A 21,119-nucleotide genomic window follows, 5' to 3' on the forward strand; every position below is an offset into this window, starting at 1 on the left:
TTTCACTCACGCTAAGTTGTTGCTCGTTCAATCAACCGATATGCGAGTGAAGCCGCCTTATGCTCCTCTTTTCCCAATACGGCCCACAAATGATAAAAAGCCTGCTTCGCCTGCTCGGCAATCGGATTATGAATCGTTGTCAGTTCGAGCACACGTGACAACTCAATATCATCGAATCCCACAATAGCAAGCTGATCTGGAACCCGTATGTTCCGTCTGCGAGCTTCACTCAGGATGCCTATTGCCGCATAGTCGTTGGAACAAAGCACCGCTTGCGGTAGTTCGCCCCCGTTGGCCATTTGTCGCAAAGCTGTTTCTCCATCGGATGAAGTAAATACGGAGTACTGATATGCGTCACGCCACACGGGAAGCCCTTGGCTTGTCATGAATGTCTCATACGCTTCGCGGCGGCTTTTCGTATTCAGACTACCACTTCGGCCAAAAACATTGGCAATCCGTGTGTAACCTTTGGACACTAGATGCTCCAGCGCCAGTCTATACCCTTGAGCCTGATCCATGGCAATCGAAGGAATCTCTTCATTCCCCATGCGCTGCCAGGAAACCATCGGTCCATATTGCATATAGGCTTTCAATTCCCCCGGATCATTCACACAAGTCACGATTAATAAACCATCCACACGTTTACTCCGCAAATCCTCAAAGGCCTGCAGCTCAATTTTTTTATCACCACGCGACATATAAACAATCGTCTGAAATCCGTAGTCCATCGCGGTATCCATAAATTGGTTAATAAAGGTCAAACTCAGCTCATCAATCATCGCGGTGACAATCCCGATCTGTTTCGTTTGTCCTGTCGACAGAGAAACTGCATTACGATTCGGTATGTAATCCAGTTCTTTCATAATTTCGGTAATAATACGTCTTGCTTCATCACTAACGTGCGGTGAACGATTAATGACACGGGATACCGTAGCCCTCGAATAACCGGAGCGTTTCATAATTTCATCAAATTTGGACATTCCGATGCTCCTTTCCTGCGAACAAACACCAAATACAGTATGCCTCATCTCCTCTGCAAAAGTAAAACTTGACGTGTAACCCGTTACAACGTTTAAGCTTTTGGGGAGAGAATAAGTGAACTTCACACAGGTTCACCATGAATTAAATGAATGGAGCGATATATATGAGCAAATCTTCGAATCAAACGTATTCATTTCCCGAAAACTTTCTGTGGGGTGGTGCTATTGCCGCGAACCAGGCTGAAGGTGCATATAATCAGGGTGGCAAAGGTTTGTCCACACAAGACGTAGCTCCTCAAGGTGTCATGGGTCCAATCACGGAAGAGCCTACCGCAGATAATATGAAGCTTGTCGGTATTGATCTGTACCACCGCTACAAGGAAGATGTGAAGTTGTTTGCCGAGATGGGGTTCAAAGTATTCCGTACCTCTATCGCATGGTCTCGCATTTTCCCTAAAGGGGACGAGCTAGAGCCGAATGAAGAAGGCTTGCAATTTTATGACAATCTATTTGACGAATGCCGCAAATACGGTATTGAGCCATTAGTCACGTTATCTCACTATGAGACACCTCTGCACCTTGCCAAAGAATACGACGGTTGGGTGAATCGGAAGATGATCGGCTTCTATGAGCGCTATGCAACTACGGTCTTTAATCGATACAAAAACAAAGTCAAGTACTGGCTTACCTTCAACGAGATTAACTCCATTCTTGAATTCCCATTCATGAGCGGAGGAATCTTCACACCTAAGGAGAAGCTGAGCAAACAGGATCTGTATCAAGCCATCCACCACGAACTGGTTGCAAGTGCATCCGCTGTGAAGCTGTGTCATGAGATCATCCCTGATGCTCAGATTGGATGTATGATTTTGAGTATGCCGACGTACCCGTTAACTCCGAACCCGGATGATGTTATCAAAGTGATGGAGTATGAACACAGCAACTATTTCTTCGGTGATATGCACGTCCGTGGACGCTACCCTGGGTACATGAAACGTTACTTCCGTGAAAAAGGAATTGAAATTCATATGGAAGACGGCGATCAGGAGATGCTGCTCAACACCGTGGACTTCATCTCCTTCAGTTATTACATGAGCACATGTCAGACGGCTGACCCTGCCAAACAAGTGGCTGGTGAAGGCAATCTGATCGGCGGAATTCCTAACCCGTATTTGCCTGCAAGTGAGTGGGGCTGGCAGATCGATCCGCAAGGACTGCGCTATGTGCTGAACATGTTCTATGACCGTTACCAGAAACCGCTATTTATCGTTGAAAATGGTCTTGGTGCAGTAGACGAGTTAATTACAAGTCCGAATGGCGAGAAAACCGTGGATGATGACTACCGCATCCAATATTTGAATGACCATCTGGTTCAGGTTGGCGAAGCATTGGAAGATGGAGTAGATATTATGGGATACACCTCTTGGGGTTGTATCGATGTTGTGAGTGCCTCCACCGCTCAGCTGAAAAAACGGTATGGTTTCATCTATGTTGACCGTCACGATGATGGTTCAGGCACATTGGAGCGTTATCGTAAGAAATCATTCCACTGGTACAAAGAAGTCATTAGCAGCAACGGAAAAAGTCTGAAGCGTTAAGCTTTAAGACATAATAAGGGACCTTCTCTTCGGCAACACGGGACCAAGAAATTCGCCACAGTGCGGCTTTTCAGCTTGATCCGTTATGCCGAGAGAGGTCTTTTTTTATCCCGATGCAATAACCGCGTTATTCCCAATAACACTGCCTATTAAATCACAAAAAGACCTCTGCACTTCCGCAAAAAAATTCGGAAATACAAAGGTTTTATTTTATCTGAAAATGTCTATTCTTAAGCCATAACATGGGCATGCTTTTCTTTCATACTAATTGCGAGAACGGCAGCAACAAGTCCGGCACACACAAGGATCGAGCCAACCCATCCTGTGTTCATAATGGATGAATGGTCAATAACAAGGCCGCCAATATAGGTTCCCAGCGCGATACCCGCATGGGCTATCCCTGAGTTCGTACTAATCAATATTTCAGATGTTTCAGGTGAGGTCTTGATAATCAGACTATTTTGCACCGGTGTAACCGTCCAGCTTAGAGCCCCCCAGACACTTAACAGCAGTAAAAAAGCGATCAAAGGCAGCCCCGTGCTAAACGGTATAACCGCCATACTGATCATAAACGGAACCAGCACGATCAAAATGGCTTTAGCCGGATGAAGACGATCGGATAACATACCGCCAATACCCCCGCCAGCAACTGCGGCAAGCCCAAACATCATGTAGATCAAGGTAATCGCCGTTGCACTAGCTCCAATAGTTTCCTGTAGAAACGGTGTAAAGTACGCATATAACGTCAAATGCCCCGCCAGAACGAGCAATGTCGTGGCGTGAATCGCCAGCATTTTCGGATTCCATAGAGCTTTAAGCTGATTTTTCAGACTCACGGCAGGAGCAGGCTGTACACGATCCATCGCGAGGCCGATAGATACCATCACCAATACAGTCAATATGGCAATCAGCATGAACACCTCACGCCATCCAAACGCGTTGCCTATATAGATACCAATCGGTACGCCCAGAACCAGTGATGCACTTCCCCCCATCGTAATCGTGCCAACCGCCCGCCCTTTGTACTCCGGTTTAACGATGCGTGAAGCTAACGTCAGAGATAATACAAAAATAAGCGAACCTGCTGCAGCTCCGAGCATGCGTCCTGCCATCAACATGTAAAAGTTAACGCTGAATGCAGAGACCAGATTGCTGATTAGAAATACAAATAACGTAACCATATATACCTTTTTACGCTCAAATCGGGCCGTTACATTTAACAAAATCGGCGCAGACAGCGCATATACGAGTGAAAAGATCGAGATCAGATATCCGGCTTTCGCCAAAGAAAGATGAAGATCGGTTGCAATCAAGTCCAGAATGCCACCCAAAATCAGTTCAACCGTTCCGACTACAAAGGCAGCAATCGCCAAAACATATACTTTTTTATTCATTGTTCCAAATCCCCCTAACGAGTTACAACTACGATAGTAACCCAATGGAGAGAAAAGTTCAATGAATAATTTCGAATTATTTCAGTTTGTTTTCCTCCCACTTTCAAAAATATACAAAACAAAAACTATTCTTCGAAAGAATAGTCTCCTAATAGATCAATCTCGTAAGCAAACGTTCAATTTCTTCGTCCTGCAGTAGTTGATCCCCGTATTTTTTTGTAATCTGTGTCAGAGCCACATCGTGATAGAAATAATCCGTCATTGCTTTAACAATAGGTTTGGACATCGTCTTGATTGCTTTCCACGATTCATTTTCCAATCCGGCGAACAGCAGGTAGGCATGATCTACAATAAGCAGTTGTGAAGGTTCTGGCGCATCAAGCAGCGGGATAAGTGAGTATTTGCGAGTCAGAGAACTTTCCAAACCACCAACCGCAAGCACTTCTACATATACGCCTTGCTTCTCCTTCTGCTCCAGCAAACTGCGGTAACTCTCCATCCTCTCATTCCAGGCCAGAAAAAGAATCGACGAATCTGCCTCTTCAATCAACTGTTCAATGTTCGAGGCAATGGATGACTCATCCTTCAACGTCCAGATATGTTCATCGGTGAATGTTCGCTTGATTTTGTGTTGTTTCAAGGTTTCGATATCCTTATCAAAATCAAGTTTGATTTTGTGAATGACCGTTTGCAAATCCACTGCCATGTAAAGTTTCTTCTTGCCATCCATCGTTGTCAGTACGATCCCCTTATCAATCAAACGGTTGAGTACTTCATAGATTTTGGCCTTAGGAACATTCGAGGCGCTTACAATCGTTGTGGCATCAAGCGGCTCATCCTGCGCAAGTATAGCCTCATAGACCTGACTTTCATATTGGGTAAACCCGAATTTTTGTAACATATGTAGTTCAAGACGTCCCTTCGTTCTTGTTGTAGTTGAACTAAAATGGTTTACACGAAACACTCCGATGACAGAATAACCTTGAGGGTAGCGGTTATCCCCGAATTTTTTTGATTCCCTTTGATAAAGGGGAAATTCGGGGATAAAGGCGAGCGCTTCGCTTTTCCAGGTTTTTTCTGTCCTCTCCGTTACTGTGTAAAAGAATAGTTCAACTTGTATCTAGTTTAGAGACAAGTTCAATACCTGTCCAGTTTCCTGGTGACTGTTCAAATAAAATGAACTGCTGCTGGTTATATTAAGCTTGAATTACCCATTCCCTGTTTTGGAAAGGAGCATGAATCCGAATGGAAAATACACAAGAATTCGTGAAAAAGGTTAATGAGAATGCCGAGAAAGCGCGCCACAACAAAAACAATGGTAAAGGAACACCCGGAGACAAGTTACCGAACAAACAGCACTCCACGAACAAATAAGAACGCAGTAATCATGAACCATGTAGCTTCGATGTCAAGCATTGAAGCAGATGAGTACAGACGTAATATGGTGCCTCACATCGGTGAGTGCATCATATTCCTTACTACTTGGAATAATGTATGACCATGCTTAGTTTGTTACTGCCTGCTCCCGAATGATCGTAACCATGTGGCTGATCTGCCTTGAAACGGATCGAATCCCCCTGCCTTAACTTGTGTTCCGCTTCCCCTACTCGGATCGTGACTTCCCCTTCATACACAGTTATGAATTCCTCAGCCCCTTCAATGTGTGGTTCAGCACGCAACGATGACTTCTCGTCCATCTCCATCATATACATTTCAAAACGACGCCCTTCTTCAAAAGAAAAATGAGGATAGATCCGGACTCGTCCCTCATCTTCCCGCAAAACTTTGATGTCCTCCTTCATGAGAACAGTTGTGTCAGACTGCAGTTCATGAATAAGTACAGTGAATGATATTTTTAACCCGTTCGCAATCTTCCAGACCGTTGCAATCGACGGATTGGATTCCCCGCGTTCAATCTGACCAAGCATCGTCTTGCTAATGCCTGACATTTCTGCGACCTTGTCCAGACTCAGCTTTCTTTGTTCCCTGATTTGCTTGAGGTTCCGAGCCAAAATCAAATTAATATTTTCCACGAAAAATACACCTCTCTTCTTCCTAGTCCTCTTGTGCACTATACAGCACATATTGTACAATCATAAAAGACATACGTTATAACGACCTTATGGTGCATTATAGCATACAATTTAATCTTACAAGGAGAACACATGGATATTTTATCTTTAGTCACTTACGCAATGATTGCTTCTTTTACACCAGGACCCAACAACATCATCGCCATGTCTCATGCCAAGGAACAAGGTTTCCAATGTACATTTCCTTTTATTAGCGGAGTCGCTGCCGGATGTCTTCTTATCATGATACTGTCCAGTTATTTCAACCTTATTCTTTATCAGTACATCCCGATGATCACCCCGGCCTTAAACGTATTTGGGTGTATTTACATGCTCTATCTTGCCTTCAAAATCATGAAGAGTACGTCTGCTCAGAGCAAGGCCGAGGACAAGTCAAAAATTCATTATTCCTTTTCGTTTGGATTCACTCTTCAGTTGATCAATCCCAAGGTCATCTTATACGGGCTCACAGCCCTGTCGGTGTTTGTTCTGCCCTATACACAGTCACATCACCAACTCATCCTATACTCGCTACTGCTCACCCTCATTGGGATCAGTGCGAATCTGACCTGGGCATTGGGTGGACGTTTATTTCAACAGTTCCTGTTAAAATATGAACGACCTTTTAATATCATCATGGGTCTTATATTGATCTTTACCGCGATTTCATTTATCAAATAAAACAAAAGCGTCCACTCATCTGTTGAGTGAGACGCTTGCTTGTAATACTACTCCTGTTTCCTCCTCCACCAGGAACGCATCTCATGAGCTTCACCATTGAACACAACCGTTTCGCCTATAACCGGTGTAACGACCGGTACATTCAAGGTTCGTGCGGCACGGGTTACCCGCTCTGCCGGTTCATTCCATGCATGATAAGCGAGCGTGAATGCTCCCCAATGAACAGGGATCAATACATTTCCGCCCACATCCAGATGGGCTTGTACCGTTTCCTCAGGCATCATATGAATGTTGGACCAGCGTTCATCATATTGTCCGCATTCCATCAAGGTCAGATCAAATGGCCCATACTTGCTTCCAATCTCCTTGAAATGAGGACCATAACCACTGTCTCCACTGAAAAACACTTTTGTTTCCCGCCCGGCAATGACCCACGAGCACCATAATGTGGAATCCCGATCAAACAGTCCTCTTCCCGAGAAGTGACGAGCAGGTGTGCAAGCAAGTGTCAGTCCCTTGAAGGAATATTCATCTCCCCACTGATGCTCCGTAATCTGGTCAGCAGGTATGCCCCATTTAATCAACCGTTTGCGTACACCAAGCGGAACGATAAAACGATTGGTTTTGCTTTTTAATTTGCGAATAGAAGAAGCGTCAAGATGATCATAATGATCATGAGAGATCACGATGGCGTCCAAAGCAGGAAAATCTTCTGGCTGTATGGGCAGCTCCTTGCTGAAACGCTTCGTACCCACCCAGGACACGGGTGACGGTCGATCACTTAACATAGGGTCAAAGAGCAATCTGTGTCCCTCCACTTCAAGCAGAAAGGCCGAGTGTCCAAACCACGTCACCTGTGTGTGATCAGACGCAACCAACGTTGAATCAGCTTGATAGCGCTCCACGGGTATGTCCACAGTCGGTCTTCGCTCCACATGTCTGCGCATGGAATCCCTCAATATACTTGTCAGAGACTTTATGTTCATTCCGGCGGTTGTTGGAATCTGATTTTCGTATTTCGTCATCGTTCACCCTTCTGTTCCCCGTATTCCTTCGTTTGTCTTATGGAGAAATTATAATCTTATTTCATATTAATTCATCGAATACCGATATTCAATGTTGTGTGAATGAGAGACCCCTGACGGCGTTAAGCTAGAATTAAGATGCTGTTTCCACACGTATAAGACTGAGCATATATGATATAGAAAAACAAGAGAGAGTGTGAGCTACCATGAGCAAAAAATGGCGTAAAAGACTTGTTAAATTTCTGATTGTCGACCTGTCGTTAATCATTATTCTGTTAAGTTCCGGATTAATCTATCAGCAGGTTAGTTCTTCACAGGATGAAAAAACATTCACACCGCCAGGCAAGTTATATGAAGTACATGGAGACAAAATGCACCTGTATACAGGCGGCGAAGGCGATGTCACTGTCGTTCTTGCCTCAGGCTGGGGAACGGCCAATCCTTATGTAGACTACTATCCATTATATGAAAAGCTTGCTCCTAATACGAAATTTGCTGTATATGATCGCTTTGGCTATGGATACAGTGATCGAACCGATAAAAAGCGGGATGTAGACACGGTAGCGGACGAATTGCATGAATTGCTCCAGGTTTCTGGACAAAAACCACCTTACGTACTTGTAGCTCATTCCCTTGGCTCATTGGAGACCCTTCGATTCGCACAGAAGTATCCTGATCTGGTCAAAGGTATTGTGATGATTGACGGTGGAAGTCCTGAATTCTACGAAACGGATCAAGATAACCCGGCAGACACCATTGGTGGTTTCGCAACTCAATTCCGGATTAAAAGCGGACTTTTCAGACTCAGTATGCAAGTCCCGGCAGTCGTTGATGCTTCGAATGCCAATCGCAATGAGTTGAAGCTGGTACCAGAGGAGCTGAAAAAAGCGGATAAAACGGCGCTTCTGCTGAACTATGGGAACACCAATACGGTTGACGAGTTACGCGAGATGCAAGCCAATGCCAAAGTTGTTGTAGCTAATAAGCAGCCTTTCCCATTCCCGCTTACGATTCTGACCGCAGATTACTTTGGTAAGCCGGAACCGGATTGGGTTAAAACCCAAAGTGAATTCATATCCTGGTCAACTTCAGCTAAACAAATTACTGTCAAGGATACGGAGCATTACATTCATCAATACCACCCGGACATGGTGGCAGATGAAATCCTGGAACTTGTTAAGAAATAATGGAAAGACAGAAAGAGCGATGTTCCCTTGCATATGAAGGGAACATCGCTCTTCTTCTATCTATTGGTTTAGTGCATTGGACTCTTCTGTTTATCAGCCGAGCCAACCTTCACTCTTTTGATAAACAATGCGATAACAAAACCAACAAGGGCCAGTACAAGTGCAAAAACAAAGGCATTTTGTACACCTGATGTGAATCCTGCAAGAATATTCTCTGGGTTTTGCGGGTTATCTACATTGCTCAGGAACCGAGTCTGTCCAGCACTCAAAATACTTACGGCAACAGCTGTACCAATAGCGCCGGATACCTGCTGAAGTGTATTCATAATTGCTGTACCGTGAGGATAAAACTCACGCGGCAACTGATTCAATCCGTTGGTCTGCGCCGGCATCATCACCATCGAAATTCCGACCATCATGAAGACATGCAGCAGAATAATCTTAATCAGTGGCGTTGTTGCTTCAATACCCGTGTACAGGAACAAGACAACTGCAACGACCGCCATTCCGATAATAACGAGCCATCTCGGACCAAACTTATCAAACAATCGTCCCATCACAGGAGACAAAAATCCATTCAGCAAACTACCTGGCAATAAAACCAATCCGGCAGTAAGTGGTGTAACCGCCATTCCCTGCTGTAAATACATCGGCAAAATCAGCATGGACGACAGAATCATCATCATACAGATGAAAACCAGAAGCAGTCCCGTCGTAAACATTGGATATCTGAACGCTCTTAGATTCATCACCGGCTCTTTCATACTCAATTGACGGATACTGAATAAGAGCAATGCGACGATACCAATGGCCAGCGTGGCAACAACAACCGGGCTGGTCCAGCCTCCGCCAGATTCACCATGTCCGCCTGCACTACTGAAGCCATATACGATGCCGCCAAAACCAAGTGTAGACAAAACAATCGACAACACATCAATCTTAGGCTTGGTCAACTTGGAAATGTTCGGCAGGAACAACAACCCACATACCAAGGAGATCAGGAAGAATGGTAATGAAATCCAGAAAATCCAGTGCCAGCTCAAGTTAGCCAGAATCAGACCTGAAATACTCGGTCCGCTTGCTGGTGCAAACATAATAACGAGACCAATCAACCCCATCGCTGCTCCCCGCTTTTCAATAGGGAAGATCACCAGTATGGTATTAAACATTAACGGGAGCAAAAGTGCCGTTCCCACCGCTTGTAACACGCGGGCTACAAGCAAAATTTCAAAGCTAGGTGCCAGTGCGGCAACCAATGTTCCTGCAATCGAGAAAATAAGTGATGTTGTAAACAGCTGTCTGGTCGTAAACCATTGCAATAACAATCCTGAAACAGGTACCAGAACACCCAGGACGAGCAGGTATCCCGTAGTTAACCATTGAATAGTAGTTGGTCCAACCTCAAGTAGACCCATTAGTGGTGTCAAAGCGACATTCAAAGCCGTTTCACCAAACAAACCGATAAACCCGCTCAGTAGCATGGCAAACAAAATCGGAAATACCTTGTATTGCTGTGTTTCTTGCTGGTCTTTTGCTGTACCAGCCTTCATGGAAGCCTCCACGATCCCATCCTCCTCAAACATTCCTGCGATTTCTATTTACTCTTTCTCTTGGTACAACTATTGAAGCTGCTGGACATTCTTCGCTACAACTGACAAATAATCCGCAGCCGTCAGCATCGGCTGTTTATCCTGATTGGTCAGTGTAATAATCAATGCACCTTCCATCAGAGAAATTACGAGCATTGCCGTCTCACGAGCCTTCTCTTCACTAATACCGTCCAACATGAGATGCCTTGCGATAATATCCTGCCACCCCGCAAATACGTTCTGTGAAGCCGTACGCAGCTGTTGACTGATACAGGAAGTCTCTACAGCAGCCCAGAAGCTGAATGGCAAAAAACCAGTATAACCATTTGCTTCCGCTTCATTCGCTGTTTCATAAATGAATTGCCGAATGCCTTCTGCAGTCGTCTCATGGGCTGCAAAAATTTCCTCAAACCTTTGCAAGATATGTGCATTGGCGGATTGAATGCATTCGAGAGCCAGCTCTTCTTTCCCCTTAGGAAAATAATGATATAACGAACCTTTTGGTGTGTTACTCTCCTTAATGATCTGATTCAGACCGGTCGCATGATACCCTTGTGAAAAAAAAAGTCTTGCTGCTGTGCCAACAATAAGATCTCTGGCATTCGACTTTTCACTCAAAGAAAGCCACTTCCTTCAATAAATTATAACAATCGGTCTATATAATTAAAGTCGTTCGCAGGCAACATGTCAATGCTTTTATTTTAAATTTTACGAAAAAATAACACTTCCATCTAAAGTGTAGCTAAAAGTAAAACCGTCAGCTTCCTCGACATCATTCGAGAAGTAGCTGACGGATTTACTCTGTATTCTTTCGTTTTAGTTCAAGTTCCATCCTTCAACATTCAACTCATTGTTAATACTAACTGCTGTTAAGGCTCCTAGTGATGCTGCCGTGATGGCTTGATACAGTTCAGAGGCTGCATCTCCGGCGCTAAACACACCAGACACAGACGTTTTCCCTTGTGAATCAACAAGGATAGTACCTGTTTCTGTCACCTCGCACCCCATAGCCTTTGGTATATCTGAACCTGTATGAAGTTTCGGCTGGAAGAATACACCTGTACAAGGGATCATCGTTCCATCGCTCAGTTCAACTGCACTAACCATCCCCTCTTCCGATCTAATCGATTGGATGGGAGTTTCATACAGTTGCACACCATGACGCGAAAGTTCTTGCTTCACTTCTACTTCTATAGAATTCTCATCATGGATACACAATGTGTAATGACTTGTCCAGCCAGAGATTAATTTAGCCATATGTAATGCATGGTTGGCACTGGTAATGATAACGAGCTGCCGATTCCGTAGTTCCCATCCATCACAGTACGGACAGACAAATGCGCTTTTTCCGTAAACTTCGGATAAACCCGTAATATTCAAAGGCAAATCTTTTTTACCTACAGCAAATAAAATCTTTTTCGAAATGTACGTCTCTCCCTCGACTGTCTTAACAACAAACTCACCGTCATGTCCAGTAATCTCTGTCACCGTATCTGATGTAAATTGCACCGAAGGATATGCAGCGATCTCTTCTTTTGCGATTCTGCGGAATTCACGAGGGCTTACCCCGTCTCTGGTTAAAAAACCATGTGTCTCCCGAGTAACCCAATTACGGGGTTTTTGATCATCAATGACAAGTACGTTTTTTCTGGCTCTGCCAAGTACCAACGCAGCATTCAGCCCAGCTGGTCCTCCTCCTACAATTACAACATCGTATTTACTAAGAGCTTTATTCATCAAAATCATCCTTTCCAGATATTTAATATCTCTAATCAGAACGAAAAATTGCTCACTTCATACTCCCTCACTAGCTAATTGCAAGGTGTACACCTGTGAGATATTTAATAGCATTGCTTTAAAGATTCATGAGCGCACAACGTTTATGCCATGCAAACACAACTATTAGAGACATCTTATATCTACAATATCGTTTTCGTATCTTATTTGCAATATTTTTATTTCATTTCTACACTGGAACCATGACAATCTAATGAAAATACGCGCGTAGCACAGAACTGTTGTTTTAACAATTAAAAAAGTTCTTGTTTTTAAATTGTTCACAATCAAATGACATTATTATAAATACTAGAGTGTTACATAAATCACAACATGAAATGGATGATATAATGGACACATATTATATTAAGTATAAACAATAGGAAGTGAGTATTTGAAAACATTAAATAATGAATCACAAGCCAATATCAGCCTGGAGTACAGCTCGATTCCAAAAGTATTTTTAGATACGATCAAAATTGGAATCATCAAGTCCAACTTGATTGCCATGTTTGCAGGTTTAAGTCTAGCCCTATATGTATTTAATGCATCTATCGTTGCTAATATTGTTCCGATTGTACTTTCATTTCTCGGTTCTTCATTAATCATCGGAGCAGCTGGGGTGTTCAACAATCTGTATGACCGGGACATTGATGCGATTATGGAGCGTACGAAGAAACGTCCTACCGTTACAGGACGAGTCGATACCAAGTCGGGACTGATTCTTGGGTTTACGATTACGTTGATTGGTGCGATCATGCTGTACATCGCATCTCCATCGGCCGCTTTTTTTGGCCTTCTTGGTTTGTTCCTTTACGTCATTCCATATACGATGTGGACCAAACGTACAACGATTTACAACACTGAGGTAGGCAGCCTGTCTGGTGCTGTTCCGCCGCTGATCGGCTGGGCAGCCATCTCTCCTGAACTGGGACATTTCGAAATTTGGGCACTGGTCGTAACGATGCTGTTATGGCAAATGCCTCACTTCTATGGCATCGCCATTCGCCGGTTCGATGAATACAAAGCGGCTGGTGTTCCAATGTTGCCTGTTGTCAAAGGTATTGGGCGCACTTATGTTCAAACGAATGTTTATCTGGTATTACTGTTGCTTTCCAGCTTCCTGTTCTGGCCAATGAGTCCATTTGTCGCCATAGTAGCCTTTCTTGTAAGCTTGGCCTGGCTGATTCTTAGTGTGGCTACTTTTGACAAAAAAGAAACAAAAAAATGGTCACAACGCATGTTTATTTTCTCCATTAATCATATTACCATCATCTTCTTAGTTATCATCGCGTATTCCTTGATTGCTTAAATGACGATATGGGCACCATTGAATGATTTAAAAGAAATAAGAAACCGTACAGACGCAACGCCTGCATTCAGGCATGTTCTGTACGGTTTTTTTGCCTGTCTTTTAGTTTAAAGGTCATGAATAAGCGAATGCCTCTATCCTGATCATAACCTGTATTATCCCGCCTTCACGGGCACCTGCTCTCCTTGCCATAACAGCTGCATCTCTTCATTGGTTTCAAGCAGATCCGCGAGTGTTCCTTCGGCTTCAATGCGTCCATCCTTCATGACGATAATGTGATCAGCTTTGGTGAGGGCTGCCTTTCGGTGGGATACCGCAATACAGGTGACTTCTTTCTCCTGAAACAGTCCATCCCACACCTGTTGCTCCGTCTCCACATCCAACGCACTGGACAGATCATCAAAGATAAACAAATCTGCCTCGGTCATTAACATTCGTGCTGTCGCCGATCGCTGGATCTGGCCACCGGATAACATGACACCTCTTGGTCCTACTGGTGTTTCCAGACCTTGATCTAAATGATTGATGTCCTTATCCAATACAGCCAGTCGAATGGCTTTTTCTAACGCTTCGTCTGCATTTTCCCGCTTTCCCTGAACGATATTTTCTCTCAGCGTGTCACTGAACAGCCTAGGAACCTGAGGCGTATATGCAGCTCTGGGTGGCATAAGAAATGTTGCAGGATCTACCTTCTCTCCATTCCAGAGAATCTCACCCTGCTGCTTAGGCAACAGCCCCAGCAGTGTACGAACCAAGGTGGATTTGCCCGAACCGATTCGACCCGTAATGACAAGAAATTGCCCCTGTCTTAACTTGAAATGAATATCCTTTATTCCGTTTGAAGACTGCGCATACTGATAACTGAGTCCGCTTACTTCAAGTTCACGCAATTTCTCATTGGGATCTCTTCGTTTACTTATTGGCTCTGGAGGATCTTCATTCAGATAGATTTCCCGGTTCTCCATAATCTGATCCTCTTCCCCTGGACGAAAGAGTGTACGCATGCGGTCATAAGACACCTTTAGTCTTTTATGCTGAAACACCATGTATCCGAACAAGGAAATGCTGAACCCGATATTGACGAGATAACTGGTGAACAAGGCAAAATCACCCACTGTGAAGTGACCCGCCTTCATCTCGGCAGCACACATCAACAGAATAAGCCCTGTGCATATACTCAGTACGTGCTGATTAAGCGATTTCATCCATTGCTTGAACAGATTGTCTCGCAGAGCAGCCTGGCGTCGTTTTTCATTGAGCTGATTGAAACGCGTGGAGACATGTTCTTCCGCCTGACCAAGCTTTAGTGCCTGCACTGCCCCGAACGTCTCTGCAATAAAACTGGTAATGCGACCTGTTGCTTCCCGGTTAACCTGTGCATATTTTCTTGCACGATTACCCGACAAATTATTCAGCAATGTCACGACCAGGAGCGGTAAAACGGCAACCAGTGTAATCTTCCAGTTAATGTTGGCCATGATGATAATGGAAACTACCGCAAAAACCAATCGTCCCCAGAAATCCACCCAGGATTCAATATATTCCACCACTTCATCCACGTCATCCCGAAAACGGCTCATGGCCTCACCCGGTGATGCAGGGAGATTTCGTCCCGGCCAGCGCATAATACCAGCCAGCATATTCGTCCGCAAAATAGCCTGAATATGATACATATACGTAACCCAGGCATGGAAAGCTACAAAGAAAGTTCCCACCCGTGTCAACCGGAACAGCCCAATCACAATCAATGGTACAGCAAGCCACATGTAATCAGTACTTCCCGTCGCTGTCCGGTCAAAGAACCACTGCATACCAAGCCCCATTGCAAGCGGAAGCGAATGAAATATACACCATAACAAGCCGTTAATTAGAAATAGGTAAGGCTTGAAGCGAAATAGACGCCCTATAAATCCCGTGACATTCATGCCAGTTCCTCCTCTCGGCCCGTAACGAGAAGCCTTGCATAATGGGAGGCCGGATCATTGGCTAACTCTTCTCTTGATCCGAACTCCAGCAATCTTCCCCCGCCCAAAACCAACATTTTATCTACCTTCTCCAGTGTGGCAAGTCTGTGTGCGATAATAATGCCTGTAGAGCGCTTCATCAACTCATCAATCGCCGATTGAAGCAGAGTCTCGGTCGCTGCATCAAGTCGCGAAGAAGGCTCATCCAATATCACCAGACTAGGCTCCGTTAGAAATACTCGGGTTAAGGCAAATAGTTGAGCTTCCCCCGCAGATAAGGAGGAGCCCCCTGCACTCAAATGTGTATCCAGTCCCTCAGGCTGAGTATCGATCCACTGACTAAGTCCCAGCCGCTCGGTTGTTTGCCTGATCATTACATCCGACACTTCCGAATTGAACAAAGTCAGATTGTCACGCAGTGTGCCATCAAATAACTGCACATCCTGTGTAACCATACCCACTCTGCGATAAAGAGCCTGCATGGACAACTTCGTAATATCGGTTCCACCAATGCGAATCGTCCCCTGATCCAAATTGTACAAACGCAGGAGCACACGGCTAAGACTTGACTTTCCGCTTCCCGTCCGACCGATGATCCCCAAACGTTCTCCCGGTTTCACTACAAATGTAATGTCCTGAAGCACAGGTTTATCTTCGTTGTAGCTAAAGTGCACCTGATTAAATTCCAGTCCAAGCGGACCATCAGGCAACTTTTCTTCTTTTCCGTCCTGAATCTCGCTTCGCAGTGACAACAACTCGCGGGAACGAAGCATACCTGATTTTGCCTTTTGGAACTCCTGTACCTGATCACCTAACAACTCAATAGGTTCATTTAACATCTGGCTATATTGATAGATCAGGAACAAAGTTCCGATACTGATCACACCCTCGATGTAATAATGCACCCCCAGCAGCAAAACAACCGTCACGGATATAATAAACAGGACAACCGTGGTGTTCCACGGAATCACCCGTAACATCCATGCTTTTCGACCTTTGAGAAATACAGTGCGCATCGTACGATAAAAGCGGTTCATCACATAAGGTACGTGTCCATTGGCCTGCACATCCTCAATTCCGGCAATTCGTTCCTCGATCAAGCTGAACAACGAAGCGCTGGCAGCTCGTTCATTTTTGGAAGACTCGACCCCCATGTTACGAATAACCACCATGAACAGAATAGATAAAAGCGTAAATACCGTCATAACCAGTGCAATCGGTACATTAATCGTAAACATGAATCCCAGTATGCCTGCAAGCAGGACGAAACTTCCGATAACCTGCACGATAAACATTGCAAAAAAGTTCGAAATGCTTGTCACGTCGCCATCGACGCGTTCAATCATCTCTCCTGGTGTTTTCACGTTATGAAAACGCATATCCAGCCGCAAGCAATGCTTCAGCAGATCGCCGCGCATCCGGTTGGTTGCCCGCCAGGCCACGTCGTTCCCCAGATAACTTACAGCTATCGTGATAAGTTGATTGGTCACAGCGATAAGCAGGAACAGCCCCGCAAGTTGCATCAGATCACCAAGACCCCCCCCACTTGCAGCTGTATCAATGAATCGCCCGATAATCTGTGGATTGAGAAGCTGCAGCCCTGTTGACGTTAACAGCATGACCATAAGCACAGCCAATTTTCCTTTGACCGGCTTTAAATATCGCAGTAGCCATGACATGGAACGTTTCTCTGTTTTGGGCATTAGCCCCACCTCTTTAATATTAAATTAATTGTGATCTATTCGAACTTAATCTTTCGTACTTAATCTTTTCGTATCTTTCTGCAATCCTTACGCTATGATGAATCATGCAGTAGCTTAGTGTAGTCAGCATTGCCTTCATAAGAAACACGTTGTTCAGGGTGGTTAACCATAGTTCATTCTTCCTTTCTTATTGTGATCCATATTCATAGATCTGAAATATAACCCTTCAAAAAACACTCCCCTTGCTCCTACTCCTTTCCATGTAAACCGTCTGGTGGAATAAAAAAAGCCATAGATGAATGAAGTTCATCTACAGCTTGATTGGATTGAAAAGCCAGCCAGAAAATGTTCCACTTCAGCTTCTTCTCTAACATCGCAGTATGAATGAGCGTCCAGACAGGATTGCAGTAAGCTGGACTGTCCAAACATGGTCCATATTCTACCAGAATATGATGTCACTATGCTCATGCATATTCAATTGTTGGTTGAAGGTCCTGCGCTGGCTGATCAATCATTGTTTATCCCACCCGTTTCACATATTTGTTGTTTATTGTATTCGCTCATTGTTTATACGTCAACATAATTATTAACTGAATTGTTATTAACTTCATCCCCTACAACCCCACTTGTACAGGTTCAGGTTGCTCCTTTTCTCTACGAACAAGTCGCTTGTGCGCGATGAGTAGAAATGGAACTCCAAGCGCCGTCGTCAAAGCAATGGGGATAAACACAGCAGGTCCGTTCCCCGCACCAAACTGGCTTAGGAGCAGCCCTCCAATGACTGGAGCAGCTACACTACCTATATTATTGAAACCGATTGTACCAAAGTATGTACCTTTCCATTCCGGCTTGGAAATTCGATCAATCAGCATATCCATCATCGTAAAGAGCAGCACTTCTCCTACTGTAAACAGAATAACACTGCACATCATCAGCACAATTCCGTCAGCTAGACCAAATAACAACAGACTTGCAGCAACGAGAAGATTACCCAAAATAAGCGGCACAAGCGGCGGTGCATTACGGAAGGTACGGACGAGCGGATATTGAATAACCAGCACAGTGACCGCATTGAGTGAGAGCATGTACGAGAACATCTGACTCCCATTTTCAAAAATAGGGCTTCTCGCCAAATATTGCGCTAATGTGGAGCTAAAGTGACCGTAACCCAGCACACAAAATGTTGTACCGATAAGCACCGGGAGAAATACCCGATCCCGCCCGGTTGTCATCAGAGCTTCGCGGAGACGAGGTGCAGCAACGTCCAGACGCTCAGGCAGTTTGGCGTAATGTAGCCTAAATTGCAGAACCAGAATCAGACCATAGGCGATATAGACAAGTCCGGAGATAACAAAAGGAAACGTCGATTCCGATGATCCCAGTTGAAATCCGATAATCGGCCCAAACACGACCCCCAGATTAATCGCAGCATATCTCAGATTAAACACTAACAGTTTGTTCTGCGGTGAAGTAATATCGGATAATAGCGCTCTTGACGTTGGCTCAAACACAGCCCGGCATAAACCGTTTAACGTATTGGCAACAAAGAACACCCATAAATGCTCCGCTGACGAAAAAATAAAAAAAACAGCGGCCCAACTGAACACCGACACCAGCATGACGATTTTGCGTCCGATCCGATCTGAGATATATCCCCCGTAAAAGCTGACCATAACTCCTGCCAGCGAGCTTACTGCAACCGTGATTCCGGTTTGAGTCGGAGTGGCTTCAAGCACTCGTGTCAGATAGATCGACAGAAACGGAATGCTCATCGACGTCACGAGGCGTCCGAACATCGTTCCGATAATAATCGTCCAGGCCAGCGGGTGTATTTGCTTTAAAATTTGCTTCATCTCTCATTCTCCTATCTTGCTGCTTTTCTCTCTATCTATCATGCTGCTTCGAAAATGGATGAATTCGGTCATCCTGATATGTATAATTGTATAGATAAAAGGGGGAAATAAAAGTGTAATAGTTCGTTATCACTTTTCACCTTTATGGGGGAGCATCTTGCATGGACATGATATACACACACTTTCTACGACTAGCTGCATCAGAGCCGCTCTCATTGAAACCCGGTGAACCAGTACGCATAACAATCGAAAATCTTTCTTCTGTCCTTTGCTGTACTCCACGGAACGTCAAATTTATTCTACGGAAACTGGAAGAACAACACTTTATTCAGTGGAAGCCGGGACGTGGGCGAGGCCACCATTCAGAACTTACACTGCTGCAAAGTCTGAATGATGCATTGGAATTTAACTTCACCGCACTTTTATCCAAAGGCAAGCTGAAAGAAGCCATCGAACTGATTGGAAGCGTTAAAATCGACGATCTCATGCGTGAAAAGCTTATGGCCACCCTTCATCAACAGATGGGATTCCGCAGTTATACCGAAACCGCCTCTGGACAGGATACGCTTCGAATATTGAGATCACGTCAACTTGGCGATCTGGATCCCGTTTCTGTATATACGGCCTTCGAAACCTATTTGCTGGGACAGGTATGCAGCACGCTGATTACATACGATGCGGATACCGATACTTTTCTGCCTGCACTTGCACATACATGGGAATGTAACAGCGATCATCGGGAATGGATATTTTATTTGCGAAAAGGGGTTCGTTTCCATGACGGGCGCGTGATGACCTCGCAAGATGTTCAAGCTTCCTTGCAGCGCTTATTCGAGACGAACTGTTCATCTCTATGGCTGTACCGCGACATTAAGCAGACGGATGTGATCAGTGATCACTGTATCAGGTTTGTATTGCATCATGCCAACCGTTTTTTTCTGCATCTGTTCAGTTGTATCCGCATGACAATACTGCCTGCAAATCATGATTCGAATCAGACATTGGTTGGCACAGGCCCGTTTCAGATCACCGAGATGAGTGAAGAAGTGATTAAACTAACGGCATTTGATGCCTATTATGGCATCCGTCCTCATCTGGATCAGGTTCATATCTGGTTCCTTCCCGAGCCAGCTTCGCATGATGGATACTATGATTTGCCTGGCACTGATCGGCTTAGCCTTCCTGGGAGCAACCATGAGACACCACATTATATTGACTATCCTGCACTGGGCTGCCAGTATATGCTTTTCAATTTTCATGCTCCTGGCTGTCATCATCAGTTGTCCTTCCGCCAGGCGATGCGCATCATCTATGATCCGGTCACACTGGTGAATGATCTGGGTAAAAATCGAATTACACCTTCTAGCAGTTTTCTGCCATGGAAAAGCGCTGCCCGACACTGGAAGTCTGCATCACTGGATGATGCCCAAACATTGCTTAAACAATCTGGTTATCAAGGCGAGCCCTACTTGTTATCTTATAAAAAAAATAAAGATTCGGACGTTGCCGAGTGGCTGCAACAACGCGCACGTCAAATCGGGCTAAAGATTGAACTGGAGCCTTTTGATGATTATCTCGATGTTGTGAAGACCTCAGACGCACCTTTGATTTTGAGAGAAGAAATACTGGAGGACGACTGGCAGTATGGCATGATTCACTTTTTCAAAAACCAGAGCAATACCTTACATGAGTATATAACACCTGAGATACAATCCATATTCGATGACGTATTGGACGAATTCCCGCGGCTTCCACATTCAGCGCGAACTGAGCTTCTGGAACAGGCTGAAGGCTTGCTACGAGAAAACGGCTGGATGTTGTACGGCTGTCATATGAACAAAAAAGCTGAACTGCACCAGAGTATCTATGGCATGCAGACTTCCGAGTTTGGCTTTTTGGATATTTCAAAGTTATGGATCAAAAATCCGTGACCATTCTTGCCCGTTGCACCGAAAAAGGAACGCAAAAGAACCCTCAGCTCCGAT

General features: G+C 44.6%; 17 protein-coding genes. 6 read left to right on the forward strand and 11 right to left on the reverse strand.

Translation table 11 applies throughout. From position 1 onward, the window contains the following. Window positions 1-11 precede the first annotated feature (11 nt). Window positions 12-980, reverse strand: coding sequence for a LacI family DNA-binding transcriptional regulator (locus ACUTVW_RS23955; protein WP_445648067.1), 969 nt, complete (start codon window positions 978-980; stop codon window positions 12-14). A gap of 164 nt (window positions 981-1,144) precedes the next feature. Here ACUTVW_RS23955 and ACUTVW_RS23960 point away from each other — a divergent pair, with 164 nt between their 5' ends. Next, window positions 1,145-2,578, forward strand: a complete 1,434-nt coding sequence (locus tag ACUTVW_RS23960; protein WP_445648068.1) for a glycoside hydrolase family 1 protein — start codon at window positions 1,145-1,147, stop codon at window positions 2,576-2,578. A gap of 230 nt (window positions 2,579-2,808) precedes the next feature. On the opposite strand, the gene ACUTVW_RS23965 is transcribed toward ACUTVW_RS23960, so the two are convergent. Next, window positions 2,809-3,972: an MFS transporter gene (locus tag ACUTVW_RS23965; protein ID WP_445648069.1), complete on the reverse strand. Its 1,164-nt coding sequence runs from the start codon at window positions 3,970-3,972 to the stop codon at window positions 2,809-2,811. 148 nt (window positions 3,973-4,120) lie between these two features. Then, window positions 4,121-4,873 (reverse strand): TrmB family transcriptional regulator, encoded by a 753-nt coding sequence (locus ACUTVW_RS23970; protein ID WP_445648070.1) that lies wholly within the window; start codon window positions 4,871-4,873, stop codon window positions 4,121-4,123. Window positions 4,874-5,217: 344 nt separating this feature from the next. Here ACUTVW_RS23970 and ACUTVW_RS23975 point away from each other — a divergent pair, with 344 nt between their 5' ends. Beyond that, window positions 5,218-5,346, forward strand: coding sequence for a DUF4023 family protein (locus ACUTVW_RS23975; protein WP_441923535.1), 129 nt, complete (start codon window positions 5,218-5,220; stop codon window positions 5,344-5,346). A gap of 104 nt (window positions 5,347-5,450) precedes the next feature. Here ACUTVW_RS23975 and ACUTVW_RS23980 read toward each other — a convergent pair whose 3' ends face one another. After that, window positions 5,451-6,005, reverse strand: coding sequence for a helix-turn-helix domain-containing protein (locus tag ACUTVW_RS23980; RefSeq protein ID WP_445648071.1), 555 nt, complete (start codon window positions 6,003-6,005; stop codon window positions 5,451-5,453). 132 nt (window positions 6,006-6,137) lie between these two features. Here ACUTVW_RS23980 and ACUTVW_RS23985 point away from each other — a divergent pair, with 132 nt between their 5' ends. Then, window positions 6,138-6,725: a LysE family transporter gene (locus ACUTVW_RS23985; protein ID WP_445648072.1), complete on the forward strand. Its 588-nt coding sequence runs from the start codon at window positions 6,138-6,140 to the stop codon at window positions 6,723-6,725. A 47-nt stretch (window positions 6,726-6,772) separates the two neighbouring features. On the opposite strand, the gene ACUTVW_RS23990 is transcribed toward ACUTVW_RS23985, so the two are convergent. Next, window positions 6,773-7,750 carry an MBL fold metallo-hydrolase gene (locus ACUTVW_RS23990; protein WP_445648073.1) on the reverse strand — a complete coding sequence of 326 codons (978 nt, stop codon included), beginning with the start codon at window positions 7,748-7,750 and terminating at the stop codon, window positions 6,773-6,775. A gap of 206 nt (window positions 7,751-7,956) precedes the next feature. Here ACUTVW_RS23990 and ACUTVW_RS23995 point away from each other — a divergent pair, with 206 nt between their 5' ends. Next, window positions 7,957-8,937, forward strand: a complete 981-nt coding sequence (locus ACUTVW_RS23995) for an alpha/beta fold hydrolase (protein WP_445648074.1) — start codon at window positions 7,957-7,959, stop codon at window positions 8,935-8,937. Window positions 8,938-9,005: 68 nt separating this feature from the next. Here the strand turns inward: ACUTVW_RS23995 and ACUTVW_RS24000 are convergent, their stop codons facing one another. The 3 genes from ACUTVW_RS24000 to ACUTVW_RS24010 form a co-directional block, all read right to left on the reverse strand. After that, complete coding sequence (locus ACUTVW_RS24000; RefSeq protein WP_445648114.1) at window positions 9,006-10,487, reverse strand: DHA2 family efflux MFS transporter permease subunit; 1,482 nt, start codon at window positions 10,485-10,487, stop codon at window positions 9,006-9,008. Window positions 10,488-10,556: 69 nt separating this feature from the next. Beyond that, window positions 10,557-11,144, reverse strand: a complete 588-nt coding sequence (locus ACUTVW_RS24005; protein ID WP_445648075.1) for a TetR/AcrR family transcriptional regulator — start codon at window positions 11,142-11,144, stop codon at window positions 10,557-10,559. 198 nt (window positions 11,145-11,342) lie between these two features. Beyond that, window positions 11,343-12,263, reverse strand: coding sequence for an NAD(P)/FAD-dependent oxidoreductase (locus tag ACUTVW_RS24010; protein WP_445648076.1), 921 nt, complete (start codon window positions 12,261-12,263; stop codon window positions 11,343-11,345). A gap of 433 nt (window positions 12,264-12,696) precedes the next feature. Here ACUTVW_RS24010 and cyoE point away from each other — a divergent pair, with 433 nt between their 5' ends. After that, window positions 12,697-13,614, forward strand: coding sequence for a heme o synthase (gene cyoE, locus ACUTVW_RS24015; protein WP_445648077.1), 918 nt, complete (start codon window positions 12,697-12,699; stop codon window positions 13,612-13,614). 155 nt (window positions 13,615-13,769) lie between these two features. Here the strand turns inward: cyoE and ACUTVW_RS24020 are convergent, their stop codons facing one another. The 3 genes from ACUTVW_RS24020 to ACUTVW_RS24030 form a co-directional block, all read right to left on the reverse strand. Next, the gene (locus ACUTVW_RS24020; protein ID WP_445648078.1) at window positions 13,770-15,539 is read right to left on the reverse strand and encodes an ABC transporter ATP-binding protein; all 1,770 of its coding nucleotides are present in this window, start codon (window positions 15,537-15,539) and stop codon (window positions 13,770-13,772) included. After that, window positions 15,536-17,281, reverse strand: coding sequence for an ABC transporter ATP-binding protein (locus ACUTVW_RS24025; protein WP_445648079.1), 1,746 nt, complete (start codon window positions 17,279-17,281; stop codon window positions 15,536-15,538). Before ACUTVW_RS24025 ends, ACUTVW_RS24020 begins: the two co-directional genes overlap by 4 nt. A gap of 614 nt (window positions 17,282-17,895) precedes the next feature. Then, on the reverse strand, window positions 17,896-19,134 hold the full coding sequence (locus tag ACUTVW_RS24030; protein WP_445648080.1) for an MDR family MFS transporter: 1,239 nt from the start codon (window positions 19,132-19,134) through the stop codon (window positions 17,896-17,898). Window positions 19,135-19,295: 161 nt separating this feature from the next. Here ACUTVW_RS24030 and ACUTVW_RS24035 point away from each other — a divergent pair, with 161 nt between their 5' ends. Continuing rightward, window positions 19,296-21,065: an ABC transporter substrate-binding protein gene (locus ACUTVW_RS24035; RefSeq protein WP_445648081.1), complete on the forward strand. Its 1,770-nt coding sequence runs from the start codon at window positions 19,296-19,298 to the stop codon at window positions 21,063-21,065. Window positions 21,066-21,119: the final 54 nt, after the last annotated feature.

Source organism: Paenibacillus sp. TSA_86.1 (assembly GCF_052691815.1).

Coding starts and splice junctions, on each gene's coding strand:
- ACUTVW_RS24010 (WP_445648076.1), bottom strand. CDS start 12,263: ATGAATAAAGCTCTTAGTAAATACGATGTTGTAATTGTAGGAGGAGGA.
- ACUTVW_RS24020 (WP_445648078.1), bottom strand. CDS start 15,539: ATGAATGTCACGGGATTTATAGGGCGTCTATTTCGCTTCAAGCCTTAC.
- ACUTVW_RS24030 (WP_445648080.1), bottom strand. CDS start 19,134: ATGAAGCAAATTTTAAAGCAAATACACCCGCTGGCCTGGACGATTATT.
- ACUTVW_RS23975 (WP_441923535.1), top strand. CDS start 5,218: ATGGAAAATACACAAGAATTCGTGAAAAAGGTTAATGAGAATGCCGAG.
- ACUTVW_RS23995 (WP_445648074.1), top strand. CDS start 7,957: ATGAGCAAAAAATGGCGTAAAAGACTTGTTAAATTTCTGATTGTCGAC.
- ACUTVW_RS24035 (WP_445648081.1), top strand. CDS start 19,296: ATGGACATGATATACACACACTTTCTACGACTAGCTGCATCAGAGCCG.
- ACUTVW_RS23960 (WP_445648068.1), top strand. CDS start 1,145: ATGAGCAAATCTTCGAATCAAACGTATTCATTTCCCGAAAACTTTCTG.
- ACUTVW_RS23970 (WP_445648070.1), bottom strand. CDS start 4,873: ATGTTACAAAAATTCGGGTTTACCCAATATGAAAGTCAGGTCTATGAG.
- ACUTVW_RS23965 (WP_445648069.1), bottom strand. CDS start 3,972: ATGAATAAAAAAGTATATGTTTTGGCGATTGCTGCCTTTGTAGTCGGA.
- ACUTVW_RS23955 (WP_445648067.1), bottom strand. CDS start 980: ATGTCCAAATTTGATGAAATTATGAAACGCTCCGGTTATTCGAGGGCT.
- ACUTVW_RS23990 (WP_445648073.1), bottom strand. CDS start 7,750: ATGACGAAATACGAAAATCAGATTCCAACAACCGCCGGAATGAACATA.
- ACUTVW_RS24025 (WP_445648079.1), bottom strand. CDS start 17,281: ATGCCCAAAACAGAGAAACGTTCCATGTCATGGCTACTGCGATATTTA.
- ACUTVW_RS24000 (WP_445648114.1), bottom strand. CDS start 10,487: ATGAAGGCTGGTACAGCAAAAGACCAGCAAGAAACACAGCAATACAAG.
- ACUTVW_RS23985 (WP_445648072.1), top strand. CDS start 6,138: ATGGATATTTTATCTTTAGTCACTTACGCAATGATTGCTTCTTTTACA.